The following is a 15,492-nucleotide window of genomic DNA, read 5'->3' as shown; positions in this document are numbered from 1 at the left end:
GTGTACTGCACATACGTTGGCTATCCAGCCAATTGCGTCGTACGGCCGGGCGTAGTTCTGAGGCCGCGACCCGTTGCACGACAGGCGGTGGTGGGTGCTGGGACGGTAAATCGCGGTGGCCCGGTCAATCGCGCTGGCAGACGTTGATTGGTCATTCTGCGAGCTGCGAGATTTGTAGCCCTGCACGAAGTCCCGATAATCATGGGACTTACGAAGAGATGCTTTATGAATTCAACATCTGACAAGAAGGGCCGTATCATGAAATTAGCGGCATCAGTAGTTTCTGCGTTGTCTCTTGTGGCGCTCTCGGCAATTCCGCTCAACGCTCAGCAATACAAAATGCAAACGCCGATACCGCCGGGCGTTGCAATCCCGGACAAGGTAGAGACCCGCCTTGGGACGCTGAACTTCTTCGACGGCTTTCCCGACGATGCGACCGTTGAAAGGCTCTACGACAATCTGGATTTTCAACACGCCGTCCAAGCTTACCTGTTGGCCTTAGCTCCAGTGAACCAATTGGCAAATCGAAAGGGAATGGCGGAGCTGGGTCCATTCAATCTGACGGTGCCGATCTTCGAGGATAGGATGGACTCGAAGTCGCTTTTTCTCACCCCGAACAACAACACGCCGTACACTTGGTTTTGGCTCGACCTGCGTGACGGGCCTCTGGTGCTCGAAGTGCCACCCAATGTGCTCGGCCTCATCAACGACATGTGGTATAATTTTGTCACTGATGTTGGACTCGTCGGTCCGGACAAGGGTCAGGGCGGCAAGTACCTGATCTTGCCGCCCGGCTACAACGGCGAGGTGCCGACCGGCTTCTTTGTCGTGAAGCCGGCGACGTTCAGCGTCTGGGTTCCGTGGCGCTCGTTCTTGGTCAATGGCGATCCGAAGCCCGGCGTCGACGTGGTCGAAGAGCACACGAAAATCTATCACCTGAAAGATGCTGCGAATCCGCCGAAACTCAATTTCGTGCATGTTTCCGGCAAAGCATTTAGCACGCTGGCTCCGGGAGATTATCCCTTCTGGGAGTATCTGAATCAGGTTGTGCAGGAGGAGCCGACCGATACAGTCGACCCGGTCACACTCGGCCTCTACGCATCGGTCGGCATCCGCAAGGGTAAGCCCTTCGCGCCCGATACACGGATGAAAAAAATTCTGACCGAAGCCGCCCTGGTAGGCGATGCGACCGCCCGTGCGATCAATGGCCGGTTGCGGATCAAGGAAAGCTACTATTACCCCAACAGCGCGTGGCGAACGGGCTTCTTCGGCGGCTACAAGTTCGAGGAAAACGGCGCGCGTATTCTCGATGCCTACTCGGCATTCTTCTTCTACGCGACCGGCGTGACACCAGCGATGGATTCCAAGTCGGTTGGCGAGGGATCGCAGTACATGGCCGCGTTCGTCGACAGCCAAAACAAGCCATTCGACGGCGGAAAGAACTACAAGCTGCACTTGCCGCCCAATATTCCAGTCAAGCAGTTCTGGTCGGTCATCCTCTACGACAATCAGACCCGCTCCATGCTGCAGACCGACCAGCGTTGGCCAGCCGCAACCAGCCAGAACCCGAAACTCATGGTCAACGCGGACGGGTCAGTGGACGTCTATTTCGGGCCCAAGGCTCCGGCTGGGAAGGAGAACAACTGGGTGCAGACCATCCCCGGCAAAGGATGGAACACGCTCCTGCGCCTCTACGGCCCGCTTCAGCCGTGGTTCGACAAAACTTGGCGTCCCGGCGAGATTGAGCCGATATAGCAAGAAGGAGGTCCGAGCTCGCCTCTTCATTTCCGCTTATGGCCCCGAAGCGGTCATTGCGGATGCCCCGGTAGCTCCTGCCGAATACCTGCGAAACATTCCAGCCCCAGGGACAAGTCGAGGTCCACAAGCCGCGCGAGGGTCCCGGTAGGTAATTCATCCGCGAGAAAACCATCCATGAATTGGATGACGATACTTGCCTTTCCGCCGGCTGATTTGACGTCACCAAAGAAGGTTTTGTGAGCCTGCAGCTTATCGATCAGCCTCGATACTTCAGACGCAAACCATTGATCTTCAATGACATGTTCCGTGCTATGTCGCCATCGCGTGTCAGCATAAGTCCCGGAAAGAGGCGTGCCCTTTGGTGTTCTTCGAAGAGCACCGACGCAGTGAGCGACGTCAGCCTCCATTCCAAGGGCTTTACTGATTTCTTCCGGAGTCAAAGTTGGATGCACAATGAATAGTCCCAGAAAGAATCGGTAGTTTGGGAGGTTGGATGATTGGTCGGCCACGGCAAGCTCCACGGGCAGTGCGGCCTGCATAGTCGTATGTAGCTGGAAGTGTCAATTTCCGCTTCGGCCCATAACGGATCTGGTCGCCGGCTTCGCGTGAAGGTCTGCTTCTGATGCTCAACCGGAAGCAGGGGCCCGGGAACAGCGCTCCGACTCGGCTGTATTTTGCTGTCTTCTTAGGGTTGAGGAAACCGGTTCGCGCTATTCGCCTGTGACCTTCAAGACGGTAAGGTTGGCCCCAAGGACAATGTCCGGTGTACTTCATCGCCTTTATGATCGTGGTCGTCTTGACTGCCGTAGTGTCGCTTCGCCGATCCATGACTCTATCACGGAACGCTCGGGGGGCTGGCCCGGCCCAGCGGCTGGCAGCGCGGCGGCGGGCGCTTTGGCCTGTATTCTGCGCGGCAATTTTTGAGCTTGGGTTGATTGGACTCAGTCATGTTCAAGACAACCAGGAACTTGGTCCCTCCGCGACGATCCATCTCATGGCGCTTACGGCTGCTTTTATCGGCGGCTGGTTTCTTGGCGTCATTGGCGGAATGGATTGGGACTGAAGCGCCGCAAGAAACGCCAAGCAAGAAAGCCCGTCGGGCGAATCAGTCGCGCGATCTTGTCTGCAACGCCGTCGTTCTGGCTCGCCGCAACTACACGAAACGCCTGTGCCGAAACGGCAATTTTGCGTATTGTCTCAACGTGATCGCGCCCGCAGCCTCTTCCGGGCGAAAGATTTCACTTTCGTTTTTCCAGAATACGTGTCTATCCTCCACCCATCCCGCCTCAACGAGAGGGGCGTACGCGCGGTCGTCACGAGACGCGAGGCGGGCAGGCGGTGGACGCGTCGGGTTGCAGCGTGGCTTTGGCTGCGCGGACGAACAATCCCGATGCGGACGTGAAGTCGCGTGGTCCTGGCCTCCCGATGCCGAGGTCAAGCCTGAGCGTGATGCGAGAGCATCGGCGCAGGCGATGGGGGCAATCAAGCCGGTCCCCAGGGAGAGCGCGAAAGAAGCGTTAAAACCATCGCGCAGGGAAGGCTGGGCTCATCCGGCTGCACCTGTGGTTCCTGCCCCGTGCACTTTTGTTCGCACGGGGGCCATGGGCGTCAGCCGACGCCCAGCCTTCCCTGCGCCCTCGATTGAATGAGGGCCGAACGTCGGTCATCGCTCGGACGCATCGCGCCGCGAGGACGATGAGGCGTGTCTCGATGCTGTTTGAGATGTGGAGACGGATCTCGGCCCGATGGGCGCTCTCCGTTTTGGCTCCGTCATTGCGCTCGCAATGACGCGGAGTTTGTCGACGTAGTTGTCGTAGCCTGGACGAGCGCAGCGATATCCGGGTTCAACGAGGCTGCGGATGAGACCCCGGATGTCGCTGCGCGCATCCGGGCTACGCGCGAGGAGCGGGAGACCCTACTGCGTCGCGCGCGACAGCGAGAACTCGCCGTTGCGGACGCGCTCCGGCAGGCCTTCGACGAAGGTCGCCACCGCGTCCTCGCCATAGGTGGTGACGAGTTCGGCCAGCGCCGCGAACAGGCTGGCCTGCGCCAGGCAGTCGCCGTCGACGCCGTCATGGCGCGCTTCCGCCCAGGCTTCGTTGAGGTAGCTGAGCGCGGCCTGCTTCTGCTCGTGGTCGGGCAGGACGGCGGGGAGGGCGCTGAAAGTGACGGGAAAGCTCATTGAATTCAGTCTGGCGAGGCCGCGAGGCGCGTTGAATTCCGAACGCGGACGCGCCGGACCAGTGAGGTTTACCACGCAGGCGGCAGACGCCTAGGCCAGTTCTTTAGGAAAGGTTAACAAGGTTAACGCAAACGTGGATAACGCCCGCGCGCCGTCAACCATTGGCCGTCAGTTGGCGTAGCGCGCCGTGAGGTCGCGCGAGATCTTCGAGCCCTCGTCGATGTAGCGGCGGATCGCCACCATCGCCGCCGGCGTGCAGGTCCGGTAGGTCTGCTGAAAGCCGTTATAGCCGCGGTTGAAGCCGGCGATCATCCGGGCGCGGCGTTCGCCCGACGGCGTCTCGGCATCGATCAGAGCCTGCATCTGGTTGCGCCATTTGGCGCCTTCATTGCTGCCGCAGATGCCGCGGAGGTAATGCAGGGTTCCAAGGATCTCGGCCAGCCGCTGCAGATCGCCATCGAACGGCGCGGCCGCATCCTGCGCGCGCGCGGGCACAATGGCGCAGGCGGCAACGAGCATGAGGGCGGCCAGGAGGCGCTTGGGGATCATGGGGAACACCGACGTCATATGCCTTTGCCGGACGGCGGACGCAAGGCGCCTACACCAGGGTCCGTGCGGCGGCGATGATCTCCGGCAGTCCGTCAGTCAGCGTGAGGCCCTCGAGCGCATCGGGGAGGCGCCACTGAAAGTCGTCCAGTTCCGGGTTGAGCCGGGGCTCTCCGGCCTGCCAGCGGGCCGCAAAGGGAAGGATCACATAGTGGCCGCCGCCGCCCTGGGCCGGCAGGACCTCGCGCCAGCCGGCCAGCCCGACAATTGCGATCGAGAGTGCGGTTTCCTCCATGACCTCGCGCGCGACGGCCTCGTGCAGGGTCTCGCCGAGCTCCACCCGGCCGCCGGGCAGCGTGTAGACGCCCTTGGCAGGGGAACGCGCCCGGCGCACCAGCAGGAGCTTGCCGTCGCGGAAGATGGCGGCGCTGACGGCGAGTTGGGGGTGGCGGGGCGGCGTCGGGGCGGTCATGCCAATGGCTCCAGGCGTGGTCTGCGCCGTAGCGTGAAGACGACCGGGCCGGTAGCCCGTGCTGCTCAGAAGCTTGCCATGATGGCATCGACGGTGTCGACCTCGTCGACCGGGTCAGGGTCGACCTCGATGTCGCCATTGATGATGCCGCCGGCCTGCGTCACCAGCGGCTTGACCCACGCCGCAGCCTGCTCGGCGAGCTTGGCCTTGGTGGCGTCCTGCTTGGCAGCGCGCATCGCGCTGCCGACCGCGAGCAGGATGTCGGTCATGGTCTTCGTGAGATGATCGAACTTGTCGCGAATCGCCGGGTCGGCCTGCTCATAGGCCTCGATGACGAGATCGCGGGCCTTGAAATTGGTGTGCGTGAAATGTTCTGGATAGGTCAGCGGCGACCACGCCAGAAAATCCTCGGCGCATTCCGGAATATCGGGAATCATTTCGAGCAGCATCACGGCTTCGTTGAAATGATTCAGATAGTCGGTGGCGAGCCCGGTGCGCGGATTGATGTTGGCGGCGCGCAGCATCGCGGCCCGCGCCGGGTCAATGGCGCTGCCCGCCGGTCGTTGGGTCGTGCGATCGGTAGGCACGGAATGGGTCGCCGCTGCGGTCATCCGCTGCAGTGTTGGCAACCCAAGTTAAAAGGTGCTGAACACACGACGATTTGAGTGAGATTATGTGTGGACGCTTCGTGATCACTTCACCACCCGCGGCTCTCAGGCAGATTTTCGGCTACGAGGAACAGCCGAACTTTCCGCCGCGGCACAATATTGCTCCGACGCAGCCGATTCCCGTAGTTCTTCTGGATCAGGACATCAGGCATTTTCGGCTCATGCGCTGGGGATTCATTCCGGCCTGGGTCAAGGATCCCCGTAATTTCACGCTGCTGATCAATGCGCGTTCGGAGACCGTACGCGAGAAGCCGGCGTTCAAGAATGCGATCCGGCGGCGCCGCGTGCTGGTGCCCGCTGATGGATATTACGAGTGGCAGGTGATCGATGGTCGCAAGCGGCCGTTCTTCATCCACCGCAGTGACGGCGCGCCGCTCGGCTTCGCGGCCCTCGCCGAGACCTGGTGCGGGCCGAACGGCGAGGAGGTCGATACGGTGGCGATCGTCACCGCGGCTGCGAGCCGCGATCTCGCCACGCTGCATCATCGTGTTCCCGTGACGATCAGGCCGGATGATTTCGCGCTGTGGCTCGACTGCCGTTCCGATGATCCTGACGAGGCCATGAGGCTGCTGGTCGCGCCTCGCGAGGGCGAGTTCGCGTGGTATGAGGTGTCCACGCGCGTCAACACGGTGGCCAACGACGACGAACAGCTGCTGCTGCCGATGACCGCGGAGCTGCGTGCCGCCGAGGACGCGCAGCGCAAGCCGGCGAAGAAGGTTGCATCCCGCAAAGTTTCGCCTGCGCCTGTGGATGACGGGCAGGGGAGTTTGTTCTGAGGCGGGATATCTCGACAGAGAAGATCGTCAGTACCGCGAAAGCGGGATCCAGTGCGCCGGGGCCTCTCGTGCCGAAACGGCTGCTGGTGGAATACTGGGTCCCCCGCCTTCGCGGAGGACGACAGAGGAGCAAGACCCGCGACCGAGCGTTGGCCGCGCTCAGGCAAAGATCCTCAGCGCGGCGTGCTGCAGCAGCATGATGGTCTTGGCGTCCTGGATGCGGCCGTCGGCGATCATCGCGAGCGCGTCGTCGATCGAGAGTTCCAGCACCTCGATCTCCTCGCCCTCATGTGCGAGCCCGCCGCCGGCGCCGACGCGCATGTGAGGCTCGTATTCGGCGACGAAGAAATGGATCTTCTCGGTGACGACGCCCGGGCTCATGAACGCCTCGAACACGAACTTGACGTCGTGCAGCCGGAACCCGGTCTCCTCCTCGGCTTCGAGCCGGATGCGCTCCTCCGGCGAGGCGTCGTCGAGCAGGCCGGCCGCGGCCTCGATCAGCAGATCGTCATGGCCGTTGACGAACGCGGGATAGCGGAACTGCTTGACCAGGATGACGCTGCGCTGGGCGAGGTTGTAGGGCAGGATCGCCGCCGCGTTGTCGCGGTCGAACACGTCGCGGCTCTGCATCTGCCACGTGCCGTCGTCGCGCCGCCACTCGAACTTCGTCGAGGTCAGCGTCCCGTAATGGTCGGAGAGCACGCGCGTCTCGTGGACGCGGATGCGGTCGGAGATGCTCATCGCTCGCCTCTATTTCATGCCGGGCGTCGGCGGGCGCCCGTCGAGCCATTTCGAGAACACGACGCTGTCCTGCACGGCATAGTCGAGCGCCTGGTAGAATTCCTGCACCTTGGTGTTGTCGCCGCGCACCATCAGCATCAGCTTGGCGATGCCGCGCGCCCGCAGCCAGTCTTCGGCGGCGGCCATGATGCCGCGGCCATGGTCGCGGCCGCGATGCTCGGGATCGACGCTGACATAGTAGACCCAGCCGCGATGGCCGTCATGGCCCACCATGACGGAGGCTGCGATGGCGCCGCCGCTGCGGCCGACCAGCACGGTGGAGCTGTCGCCGCGGCGGGCGAGCGCGATGTCGGCGGCCGGATCGTTCCAGGGCCGCGTCAGGCCGCAGCGCTGCCACAGCGAAATGATCGCGGGCACGTCGGCATCGGTGATGTCGGAAATGGCGAGAGCGGGAGCAGAATCCATGGGAGCGTCGGCAGCCTAGAGCACCTTGCCGGGATTCATGATCCCGAGCGGATCGAATTGTGCCTTGATCGCGCGCATCAGCGCGATGGCGGTCGGATCCTTGACGTCAGGCAGCTCGTCGCGCTTGAGCACGCCGATGCCGTGCTCGGCCGAGATCGACCCACCCATGCGCAGCACGATCTCGAACACGACCGCGTTGACCTCGTGCCAGCGCGCGAGATAGTCGGCGGTGTTGGCGCCGATCGGCTGGCTGACGTTGTAGTGGATGTTGCCGTCGCCGAGATGGCCGAACGGCACCGGACGCGCGCCGGGCATCAGCTTCACCACGGCGGCATTGGCCTCGGCAATGAAGGCGGGCACTGCGGCGACCGGCACCGAGATGTCGTGCTTGATCGAGCCACCCTCCGGCTTCTGCGCCGCAGAGATGTCCTCGCGCAGCTTCCAGAACGCCATGCGCTGGGCGAGGCTGCCGGCGATCGCGGCATCGTCGACGATGCCGTCCTCGAGGCCTTTCTCCAGGATCGTCTCCAGCGTGGCGCGGGCATCGTCGCGCGACGACGACAATTCCATCAGCACGAACCAGGGATGGGCGCCCGACAGCGGCGCGCGGTTGCCGGCGGCGTGGCGGATCGAGAAGTCGAGCGCGATCGCGGCGATCAGCTCGAAGCTCGTGAGGCTGCCGGCGGCCTCGCGCTGCGCGATCGCCAGCAGCTTGAGCGCGTCCTCCGGCGACTTGAGGCCGACGAAGGCGGTCTCGATCGCGCGCGGTTTCGGGAACAGCTTCAGGCTCGCCGCGGTGATGATGCCGAGCGTGCCCTCGGCGCCGATGAACAGGTTGCGCAGGTCGTAGCCGGTGTTGTCTTTCTTGAGCTTGGACAGCGCATTGAGCACCCGCCCGTCGGCCAGCACCACCTCGACCCCCAACGCCATCTCACGCGCCACGCCATAGGCGAGCGCGGCGGTGCCGCCGGCGTTGGTCGAGAGATTGCCGCCGATGGTGCAACTGCCCTCGGCGCCGAGCGACAGCGGAAACAGGCGGTCGACCTCGGCAGCCTTCTGCTGCGCCACCTGCAGCACGACGCCGGCCTCGGCGATCATCGTGTTGGAGGCGGTGTCGACGTCGCGGATCTTGTCCATGCGCCTCAGCGACACCACCACCTCGCCATTGTGCGGCGTCTGGCCGCCGACGAGGCCGGTGTTGCCGCCTTGCGGCACCAGCGCGATGCGATGCTGGCTGGCAAGCTTGCAGATTGCGGCGACCTCGGCCGTCGAGCCTGGGCGCAGCACCAGCGGCGAGCGGCCGTGGAACAGGTTGCGCTCCTCGGTGACGTAAGGCGCGACGTCGGTCTCCGCGGTCAGCGCCTGGCGCTCGCCGACGATGGCAGCGAATTGCGCGATCAAATCGGGCGGCAGCGGCGGCAGGGCAGGCTGGCTGATGTTCATGCTTAGTCGCTTCCAGTGTTATCTCGGCGCGGCGGCGCGGCGCAGCCGGTCGTTGATGGCCTCGCCCAGTCCGTCGTTCGGGATCGGCATCACCGCGATGCTGCGCGCTCCCTTGGCATCGAGGCTGCGAAGATAGCCGAAAAGATGCGTCGCCGCCTCTGCCGGATCGCCGGAGGGCGACAGGTTCAGGATCGCGGCGGCCTCGTGGGCTCCGGGCAAGGTGGTGGGTCCGAAGGCGAGCAGCGCCTCGCCGGGCGCGACCTCGCTGGCGTCGAGGCGTACGCGGGCGCACGGGGCATAGTGGGAGGCCAGCATGCCCGGTGCCAGAGGCTGCTCGGACGTCTCGGTCTCTGCGGCGGGCCGCGCCAGCACACGGCCGAGCACGGCCTCGATCGCCTCGCTCGGAACTCCGCCCGGGCGCAGCAGCGTCGGCGCATCGAAGCAGCCGACGATGGTCGATTCGACGCCGACCTCGACCGGCCCGCCGTCCAGGATGAGGTCGATTCGCCCGGTGAGATCGGCCGCGACATGCGCCGCCGTGGTCGGCGACACGTGGCCGGAGATGTTGGCGGAGGGCGCCACGACGGCGCCGCCGAACGCCATGAGCAGAGCTTGTGCGGTCGGATGCGCCGGCACGCGGATCGCCACCGTATCGAGGCCGGCGGTGGCGAGGTCGGCGACGGGACAGCCGTCGCTCTGCGGCACCACGAGGGTCAGCGGTCCCGGCCAGAACGCAGCGGCCAGACGCTCGGCGGTGGCATTGAAGCGGCCGATACGCTGCGCCGCTGCGATATCGGCGACATGGGCGATCAACGGATTGAAGGCGGGCCGGCCCTTGGCCTGATAGAGGCGTGCGATGGCCGCGGCATTGGCCGCATCGGCGCCGAGGCCGTAGACGGTCTCGGTCGGGAACGCGACCAGTCCGCCGCGCGCGAACGTCGCCGCGGCTTGCGCGATTCCAGCTGCGTCGGCGGGCAGGATCCTGGTCTCGATCGCTTGCATGTCTGGGGCGGGCATCGATGGTACGGGACGGCGGTGGCTTCCGCGCTCGGCTATAGCGGGCGCGGACGTCCGAATGAAGCGCGCAAATCGCCTGTCGCCTTGCGCTCGCGCCATGGCCGCCGGACAAAGCCCCACGGCCTCAAGCAGTTAACCCCTCCGCCGACGATCGACGATTTCGATGCGATTTCCTGCCTTGTGTCCTTGCGAAGACGGAAACCCGACGCTATAAGCCGGCTTCCCAAGTCGGAGCGTGGCTCAGCCCGGTAGAGCACTGCGTTCGGGACGCAGGGGTCGCAGGTTCGAATCCTGCCGCTCCGACCATTTTTTCAGGCGCCTAGCTTTTCATCTCCCGAGAAGCGCAACGAAATCACACGGCGCCACCCTGCACCATCCGGCTATTCGTGAGCATTTCGCCGCGGCAGGCGACAGCGCTTCATCAAGCGTCCAATTCCTTCAGCTTCCGGTAAAGCGTGCGCAGGCTGATGCCGAGGGATTCTGCAAGCGATTCTCGATTGCCGCGATGCGTCAACAGGGCGGTCCGAAGCGCTCGCGCCTCGCGCTCCTTCGATGACGGCGGGTTCTCACCGTCAGCAGGCGCCAGCTTTGTTGCGGTTCGCTGCACCCGGTCGCGTCCCTCAATGTCCGGCGATCGCAGCGTCAGAGCACGCTCGATCGTCGCGGCTGAGATGACATCGTCATCGCAGAGCAGGGCCGCGCGCTCCAACACGTTGCGCAACTCGCGAACATTGCCCGGAAAGGCGTAGCCCTCGAGCCGCTCGAGTGCCGGCTGGGACAAGGTGGGCCTTCTCCGGCGCCACGCGGGCAAGCAGCGCTGCGGCGAGAAGCGGTAGATCAGCGGCGCGCTCGCGCAATGCCGGCAGAAGGATCGGAAAGGTCGACAGTCGGTCGTAGAGATCGTTTCTCGACAATGCGCGACGCATGCGCGCGATCAATTCCGTGGACCAGCAGAGCGCGATCAGGAAGGCCGGTGCGCGACCATTCCGATCAGCGCAGAGCGGCCGTGATGGCCGCTGCCTTCGCTGAGCTCCGTCTCGTATTCGCGCAGTTCGATGATCTCCAACTCACGGAACGCCTCTCGGAGCATGGTTTCCGTATAGAGGTGCGAGAGGGCGGAAGGGCCGCCCGTCTTGTACTCCAACTGCTTGGGCGTATAGCCCTGCAGGATCAGCGTCCCGCCCGGCTTCAGGCTTGCGATCATGCGCGCGAACAGCCGTTTCCTCAAATCTGGGGCGGCGAACTGCACAAAAATCGCTGCGATGCCGTCATACGCCGCACTTGGCCACGCGAAGCCGTCGCAATCGGCAAGCTGGTAGTTCACGCTGACTCCGGCTGACGCGGCAAGTTTGCTCGCTTTCGCCAGACCCACCTCCGAGATGTCGAAGGCGTCGACCTGAATCCCTGCCGGGCGAGCCAGACGCTGCTGCGGCCTTCTCCGTCGGCGACGCAGAGAATGCGACTGCGGTACGGGAACGTGCCGACATGGCGGCGCAGCCATTGATTGGGTTCGGTTCCGAAAACGAAATCATCGCCTTCGAATCGTCGGTTCCAGCGGCCGGCGCCGGTGTCTGGCGGTACGTTCGTGACCATCGGCGGTCCCACTTTGAAGATGACAAGCGTGTTTGCTGGCAGCCGCAAGGAGCTTGCGAGCTCCTCGGTATCAGCCTGCGAACCCTTGATCGCAAGTTAGGTGAACTGGAAGCCGGATCGTAGTTCATCAGCCCGTCAGACGCGGCAGGCGCGTGAGCAGGGGACGATCGCTCCGGCGGCTCGATACCGTCTCGCACGAACCGCGCTGGGACAGGCTCGACCGCCTGTTTGTTATCGTCTCGCCAAAGTGATAGCAACACGGGGCGGCCTTGCGGCATGGCGCCGTGGCCGCCGATGTAACGGACCGAATTGGTCGATTGAGGAATATGCGGACGAATATGGCAACCAAGCGCGCACGCAGCAGGTCTTCGCTCGAGCCTGACGCGTTGCTCGAGAAGGCTCACAAGGCAAGCGAATTCCTCAAGGCGCTGTCGCACGAAGCGCGGCTTGCCATTCTGTGTCTGCTGCTTGACGGAGAGAAGTCCGTCAGCAGCATTGAGGATTCGCTGCAGCTCCGCCAGCCGACGGTGTCGCAGCAACTTGCCCGGCTGCGCGCGGACGATCTCGTCAAGGTGCGCCGGGACGGCAGGAACGTGTATTATTCGGTCTCGCGGCCGGAAGTGATCGAGGTCATGTCCGCTCTCTATCGCGCTTTCTGCTAAGTGGTGCTGATGGAGTCTCGCTGCCCGCGGAGATCGTCCGTCAGGCGGAGCCGGGGACGGCGGCGACTGTGTTTCCTGCGGTCACTCGATCGATGAACCCGGCTGCCGCGGCTATCACCGCGGAGGTCGCCTGTTGGTGGGGCGCATGTCCACAGCCTTCCAGCACGCAGGTCTCGATCCGGGCTGGCACGAGGGCGCGGAGCGTCTCAAGCTGAATATGCGTGAAGAACTCGTCTTCGCTGCCCTGAACAGCCAGCACCGGGGCGCGAACCCGTCCAACGTAGGGCTTGATCCCCCAGTCGCGCGCTTCTTCCCCAGTCCAAGCATCGACCAGCCGGCCAAAAAGATGATCGGTTCTGCTGCCATGATACCGTGCGAGCCGCGCCCTCAGGTCGCCGTGCTCGAAGTCCCTGATCTGGGCTGCGATGCCGTCAACCGTCCGCTGTTCGCGGAAGAGGTGAGGGGCGATCGCGACGACCCCGCTGACCTCATCGGGAAACGCGCCGGCAAACGTCAACGCGATCGCAGCACCGTCGGAGTGTCCGACCAGGATCGGGCGCCGCGCTCCGGTCGTCCGTAGCACTTCGGGCAGGGCATCCAGAGCCTCGGCGAGCAGATATTGCCGCGAATGGGGCGGCTCGAGCGGCTCCGAGTCACCCGAGCCCCAGCGGTCGAACACCAGGACGGAGCAGCCGGTCGCGGCCGCAAGCCGCTCGGGAAAATCGCGCCAGAGCCGGGCGCAGCCCAAGGCGTCATGCAGCAGGACGATCGGCGGACGTTCCGGTCGCGTCGCCACGAGCCAATGGCCGCGAAGCCTCCGGCCGGCCGCAACGAAGCTCAGCTGCCGCGCCGCCGCGACGACCACGTCGCGAATGTCCGACGGGCCGAGATTGACGAAGTCGGCCGACGTGCGCGAGAAGAAGTCCTCAACGAGGGATCCGGCATCGGCCAGTTCGGCGCCGCGCAGCGCCGCCTCGAGATCAAAGATGACGCGTGGCGGTGTAACGAAGAAATCGCCCGTGATCAGGGCTTCGCGAATTCGCCTGCGGTCTGGCCCCTCGAGGCGGATATCGGCGCGCAGGCTGCCGCCGCGCCGCGTCAGAGTGGCACTGACCAGCGAGCCGTCCACCTCGGGAGCGTCGACCATCTCGACGAAGTCGTCGCGGCCGATCTCGTCGCGATACAACTGGTCGGCGAGCTCTTCTTCGTGCATCGACGCCTGGCCCCATTGCGGAACAATGCCGAGGCCTTCCGCCAGGCCGTCGAGCAAGCCTCGCTGGATGGTGGCCAGATCAGGGAGCTTGTCGCCGAGGATCTCGCGCATGCTGACGACGCGCTGGTGGGCCGAGGCGAGGTCGCGCTTGGCGAGCTTTTCCACCGGCACTTTGAGCGCAGCGATCATCTGCTCGGGGTCGAAGTCGATCAGCAGTGTTCCCTGGTAGAACAGCGTATCGCCGTCAAAGAAGCCGCCGGTGCCGCTGATCTTGCGGCCGTCGACGTCGATGTCGTTGCGCGGGCGGTAGCGCGCGGGGACGCCGAGCTTGTTGAGCCCGAGTGCGACGCTTTCGCAGATCCGGCGCGTCGTTTCGGTGAGATCCATGGCGCCGAGGCTGGAGCGGCCGAACACGAGCTCCCATCCGATCTGACCCTCGTCGAGATAAAGACCTCCGCCTCCCGTGATCCGCCGGCCGATCTCGATTCCCTTGCTCCGGCAATAGTCGAGCCGGACCTCATGGCTCAGGATCTGGTGGAATCCGACCAGCGCCGACGGACGAAACCGCAGGAAGCGGATGGTATCGGGAATCTGCCGTGCCTTATGAGCGTCGATGAGCGCCTGGTCGAAGGCGATATTGGCGCGTCCGCCGCGAATCCCGGTGTCGATGACCCGAAATGACTTGTCGCTGCTGGCCATCGCATCTTCCTCCCGGTTATTTGGGTAGTCCGCGCCGGAGTTGGCTGCGCACGTGGCGAATGTCGCGGCGATCGAGCTTGAAAGGGTAGGAAGCAATGTCGCGCGGCGGCGAGTCGCCATAGGGGCGGTCGCAGGCGGACACATCGGCGGCCTCCTTGCCCGGGCAGCCGGACGTGCGGAAGGCCACGCCCGCGTCGATGATCGCGTCGACTTCGTCCTGCGGCAGACCGAAATCGACGAGCTGACCGCGCTCGTCGAAACGCATGCGCTGCAGGGAATGGCTTCGATAGTCGATGAGATAGCGGGCGAGCTGGATGCGTCGCCATTGCGGGCGCGGCGCCGGCGGGAGATGATCCATCAACGAGCCCTGTTCGGGAAAGAACGCGAACAGGTGGCTGTGGCCGCCGAGGTCGCGAATTCTCTGCACCTGCGAGAGAACGTCGTGGTCGCTCTCGCCCATCCCGACGATGAGATGGGCGCCGAAACGTTCCGGGCCAAATATCTCGGCGGCGGCGAGCAGGATCTCCCAATATTTGTCCCAGCTATGCGGCGATTGAACCCCGTGGCCGCGGGTGCGGTCAAAGATGACCGGGTTGGCTGCATCGAGCGCGACCGTAAATATCTCGGCGCCGAGATCCTTGAGCTCCTGCACATCCAGTCGGGTCATCGTCGTCGGATTGGACAGGATGGACACGGGTACGTGCCTGATGCGTTCAACCCATTTCCGCAGGACGATGCGGGTGTCCTGGTCCGACCGCGGATGCGTGATCATGCTGATGCACATGCGATGGAAGCGCCCGCCGTCGCCGCCCGACGCGACGATGTCAATCACCTGGTCGTAGGGCACCGCAGGCCAGTCGACCCGAATGAAGTTGCGGTCGGCATAGTTGCGCTCCGCTTCGCGATGGCGCGCAAGCCCGCAATAGGCGCAGTTGGCGCGACAACCTTCCGGATAGGTCAGCAGCAGGTTCAGGCAACGGGTGCAACTGGTGCGATGCATGTAGCCGTTCATGACGCCGAGGGTGATCGCCGCTGCCGTCGACATTTGCACGTACTCGGGCGACCGCATGTTCGGCGTCAGAACATTGTCGTTCGGCAGGTACGTGCCGACCGGCCGCACATCCTGCGCTCTCACGCGCCCGCCGTTGCGCGCTTCCGCCGGCACGGCGCCGGGCGCGCGCGGCTGCATGGCTTCGGCCGCGTTGAAGGTGCGCGTCTCCCCGGTGAGGAAATCCGGCACCGGATGCGTCGGTCCTT

Annotated in this window: 18 protein-coding genes and 1 tRNA gene; 6 read left to right on the top strand and 13 right to left on the bottom strand. The window is 64.3% G+C overall.

Going from position 1 to position 15,492, the window contains the following annotated elements; all coding sequences use genetic code 11:
- The first annotated feature begins 225 nt into the window (after positions 1-225).
- The gene (locus ACQR13_RS25455) at positions 226-1,755 is read left to right on the top strand and encodes a DUF1254 domain-containing protein (protein WP_316187346.1); all 1,530 of its coding nucleotides are present in this window, start codon (positions 226-228) and stop codon (positions 1,753-1,755) included.
- Positions 1,756-1,808: 53 nt separating this feature from the next.
- Here the strand turns inward: ACQR13_RS25455 and ACQR13_RS25450 are convergent, their stop codons facing one another.
- Positions 1,809-2,267, bottom strand: a complete 459-nt coding sequence (locus ACQR13_RS25450) for a DUF4279 domain-containing protein (protein ID WP_315717209.1) — start codon at positions 2,265-2,267, stop codon at positions 1,809-1,811.
- Positions 2,268-2,521: 254 nt separating this feature from the next.
- On the opposite strand from ACQR13_RS25450, the gene ACQR13_RS25445 reads away from it, so the two are divergent.
- The gene (locus ACQR13_RS25445) at positions 2,522-2,821 is read left to right on the top strand and encodes a hypothetical protein (protein WP_315717208.1); all 300 of its coding nucleotides are present in this window, start codon (positions 2,522-2,524) and stop codon (positions 2,819-2,821) included.
- Between the two features lie 852 nt (positions 2,822-3,673).
- Here the strand turns inward: ACQR13_RS25445 and ACQR13_RS25440 are convergent.
- The 4 genes from ACQR13_RS25440 to ACQR13_RS25425 form a co-directional block, all read right to left on the bottom strand.
- Positions 3,674-3,940, bottom strand: coding sequence for a hypothetical protein (locus tag ACQR13_RS25440; protein WP_315717207.1), 267 nt, complete (start codon positions 3,938-3,940; stop codon positions 3,674-3,676).
- Between the two features lie 168 nt (positions 3,941-4,108).
- Positions 4,109-4,507 carry a TIGR02301 family protein gene (locus ACQR13_RS25435; protein ID WP_315782189.1) on the bottom strand — a complete coding sequence of 133 codons (399 nt, stop codon included), beginning with the start codon at positions 4,505-4,507 and terminating at the stop codon, positions 4,109-4,111.
- Positions 4,508-4,538: 31 nt separating this feature from the next.
- Positions 4,539-4,958 carry an NUDIX hydrolase gene (locus ACQR13_RS25430; protein WP_315754043.1) on the bottom strand — a complete coding sequence of 140 codons (420 nt, stop codon included), beginning with the start codon at positions 4,956-4,958 and terminating at the stop codon, positions 4,539-4,541.
- A 65-nt stretch (positions 4,959-5,023) separates the two neighbouring features.
- Positions 5,024-5,545 (bottom strand): hypothetical protein, encoded by a 522-nt coding sequence (locus ACQR13_RS25425; protein WP_315828341.1) that lies wholly within the window; start codon positions 5,543-5,545, stop codon positions 5,024-5,026.
- A gap of 86 nt (positions 5,546-5,631) precedes the next feature.
- Here ACQR13_RS25425 and ACQR13_RS25420 point away from each other — a divergent pair, with 86 nt between their 5' ends.
- Complete coding sequence (locus ACQR13_RS25420) at positions 5,632-6,402, top strand: SOS response-associated peptidase (protein ID WP_316167507.1); 771 nt, start codon at positions 5,632-5,634, stop codon at positions 6,400-6,402.
- A gap of 159 nt (positions 6,403-6,561) precedes the next feature.
- Here the strand turns inward: ACQR13_RS25420 and ACQR13_RS25415 are convergent, their stop codons facing one another.
- Genes ACQR13_RS25415 through ACQR13_RS25400 form a run of 4 tightly spaced genes read right to left on the bottom strand, consistent with a single transcriptional unit; the run spans position 6,562 to position 10,068 of the window.
- Positions 6,562-7,143 carry an NUDIX domain-containing protein gene (locus ACQR13_RS25415; protein ID WP_316193401.1) on the bottom strand — a complete coding sequence of 194 codons (582 nt, stop codon included), beginning with the start codon at positions 7,141-7,143 and terminating at the stop codon, positions 6,562-6,564.
- Positions 7,144-7,152: 9 nt separating this feature from the next.
- Positions 7,153-7,608: a GNAT family acetyltransferase gene (locus tag ACQR13_RS25410; protein WP_315717201.1), complete on the bottom strand. Its 456-nt coding sequence runs from the start codon at positions 7,606-7,608 to the stop codon at positions 7,153-7,155.
- A gap of 15 nt (positions 7,609-7,623) precedes the next feature.
- Positions 7,624-9,051 carry an FAD-binding oxidoreductase gene (locus ACQR13_RS25405; protein ID WP_434863357.1) on the bottom strand — a complete coding sequence of 476 codons (1,428 nt, stop codon included), beginning with the start codon at positions 9,049-9,051 and terminating at the stop codon, positions 7,624-7,626.
- An 18-nt stretch (positions 9,052-9,069) separates the two neighbouring features.
- Positions 9,070-10,068 (bottom strand): L-threonylcarbamoyladenylate synthase, encoded by a 999-nt coding sequence (locus ACQR13_RS25400; RefSeq protein WP_315828346.1) that lies wholly within the window; start codon positions 10,066-10,068, stop codon positions 9,070-9,072.
- A 229-nt stretch (positions 10,069-10,297) separates the two neighbouring features.
- On the opposite strand from ACQR13_RS25400, the gene ACQR13_RS25395 reads away from it, so the two are divergent.
- Positions 10,298-10,374 (top strand) — tRNA-Pro (locus ACQR13_RS25395).
- A gap of 115 nt (positions 10,375-10,489) precedes the next feature.
- Here ACQR13_RS25395 and ACQR13_RS25390 read toward each other — a convergent pair.
- Both ACQR13_RS25390 and ACQR13_RS25385 read right to left on the bottom strand, forming a co-directional pair.
- Positions 10,490-10,849, bottom strand: a complete 360-nt coding sequence (locus tag ACQR13_RS25390; protein WP_315752129.1) for a helix-turn-helix domain-containing protein — start codon at positions 10,847-10,849, stop codon at positions 10,490-10,492.
- 180 nt (positions 10,850-11,029) lie between these two features.
- A complete protein-coding gene (locus tag ACQR13_RS25385) occupies positions 11,030-11,569 on the bottom strand; it encodes a class I SAM-dependent methyltransferase (RefSeq protein ID WP_434863356.1) in 540 nt (179 codons plus the stop codon).
- On the opposite strand from ACQR13_RS25385, the gene ACQR13_RS25380 reads away from it, so the two are divergent.
- A complete protein-coding gene (locus tag ACQR13_RS25380; protein WP_434863383.1) occupies positions 11,554-11,784 on the top strand; it encodes a hypothetical protein in 231 nt (76 codons plus the stop codon). The genes ACQR13_RS25385 and ACQR13_RS25380 overlap by 16 nt on opposite strands.
- A 215-nt stretch (positions 11,785-11,999) precedes the next feature.
- Positions 12,000-12,323 (top strand): ArsR/SmtB family transcription factor, encoded by a 324-nt coding sequence (locus ACQR13_RS25375; protein ID WP_315715794.1) that lies wholly within the window; start codon positions 12,000-12,002, stop codon positions 12,321-12,323.
- 40 nt (positions 12,324-12,363) lie between these two features.
- Here the strand turns inward: ACQR13_RS25375 and ACQR13_RS25370 are convergent, their stop codons facing one another.
- Both ACQR13_RS25370 and ACQR13_RS25365 read right to left on the bottom strand, forming a co-directional pair.
- Positions 12,364-14,235 (bottom strand): alpha/beta fold hydrolase, encoded by a 1,872-nt coding sequence (locus ACQR13_RS25370; RefSeq protein ID WP_434863355.1) that lies wholly within the window; start codon positions 14,233-14,235, stop codon positions 12,364-12,366.
- 16 nt (positions 14,236-14,251) lie between these two features.
- A complete protein-coding gene (locus ACQR13_RS25365) occupies positions 14,252-15,475 on the bottom strand; it encodes a radical SAM protein (RefSeq protein WP_434863354.1) in 1,224 nt (407 codons plus the stop codon).
- Positions 15,476-15,492: the final 17 nt, after the last annotated feature.

This window comes from Bradyrhizobium sp. HKCCYLRH3059 (assembly GCF_051168035.1).
Lineage (GTDB): Bacteria > Pseudomonadota > Alphaproteobacteria > Rhizobiales > Xanthobacteraceae > Bradyrhizobium.
This window is presented reverse-complemented; position numbering and strand designations above follow the sequence as displayed.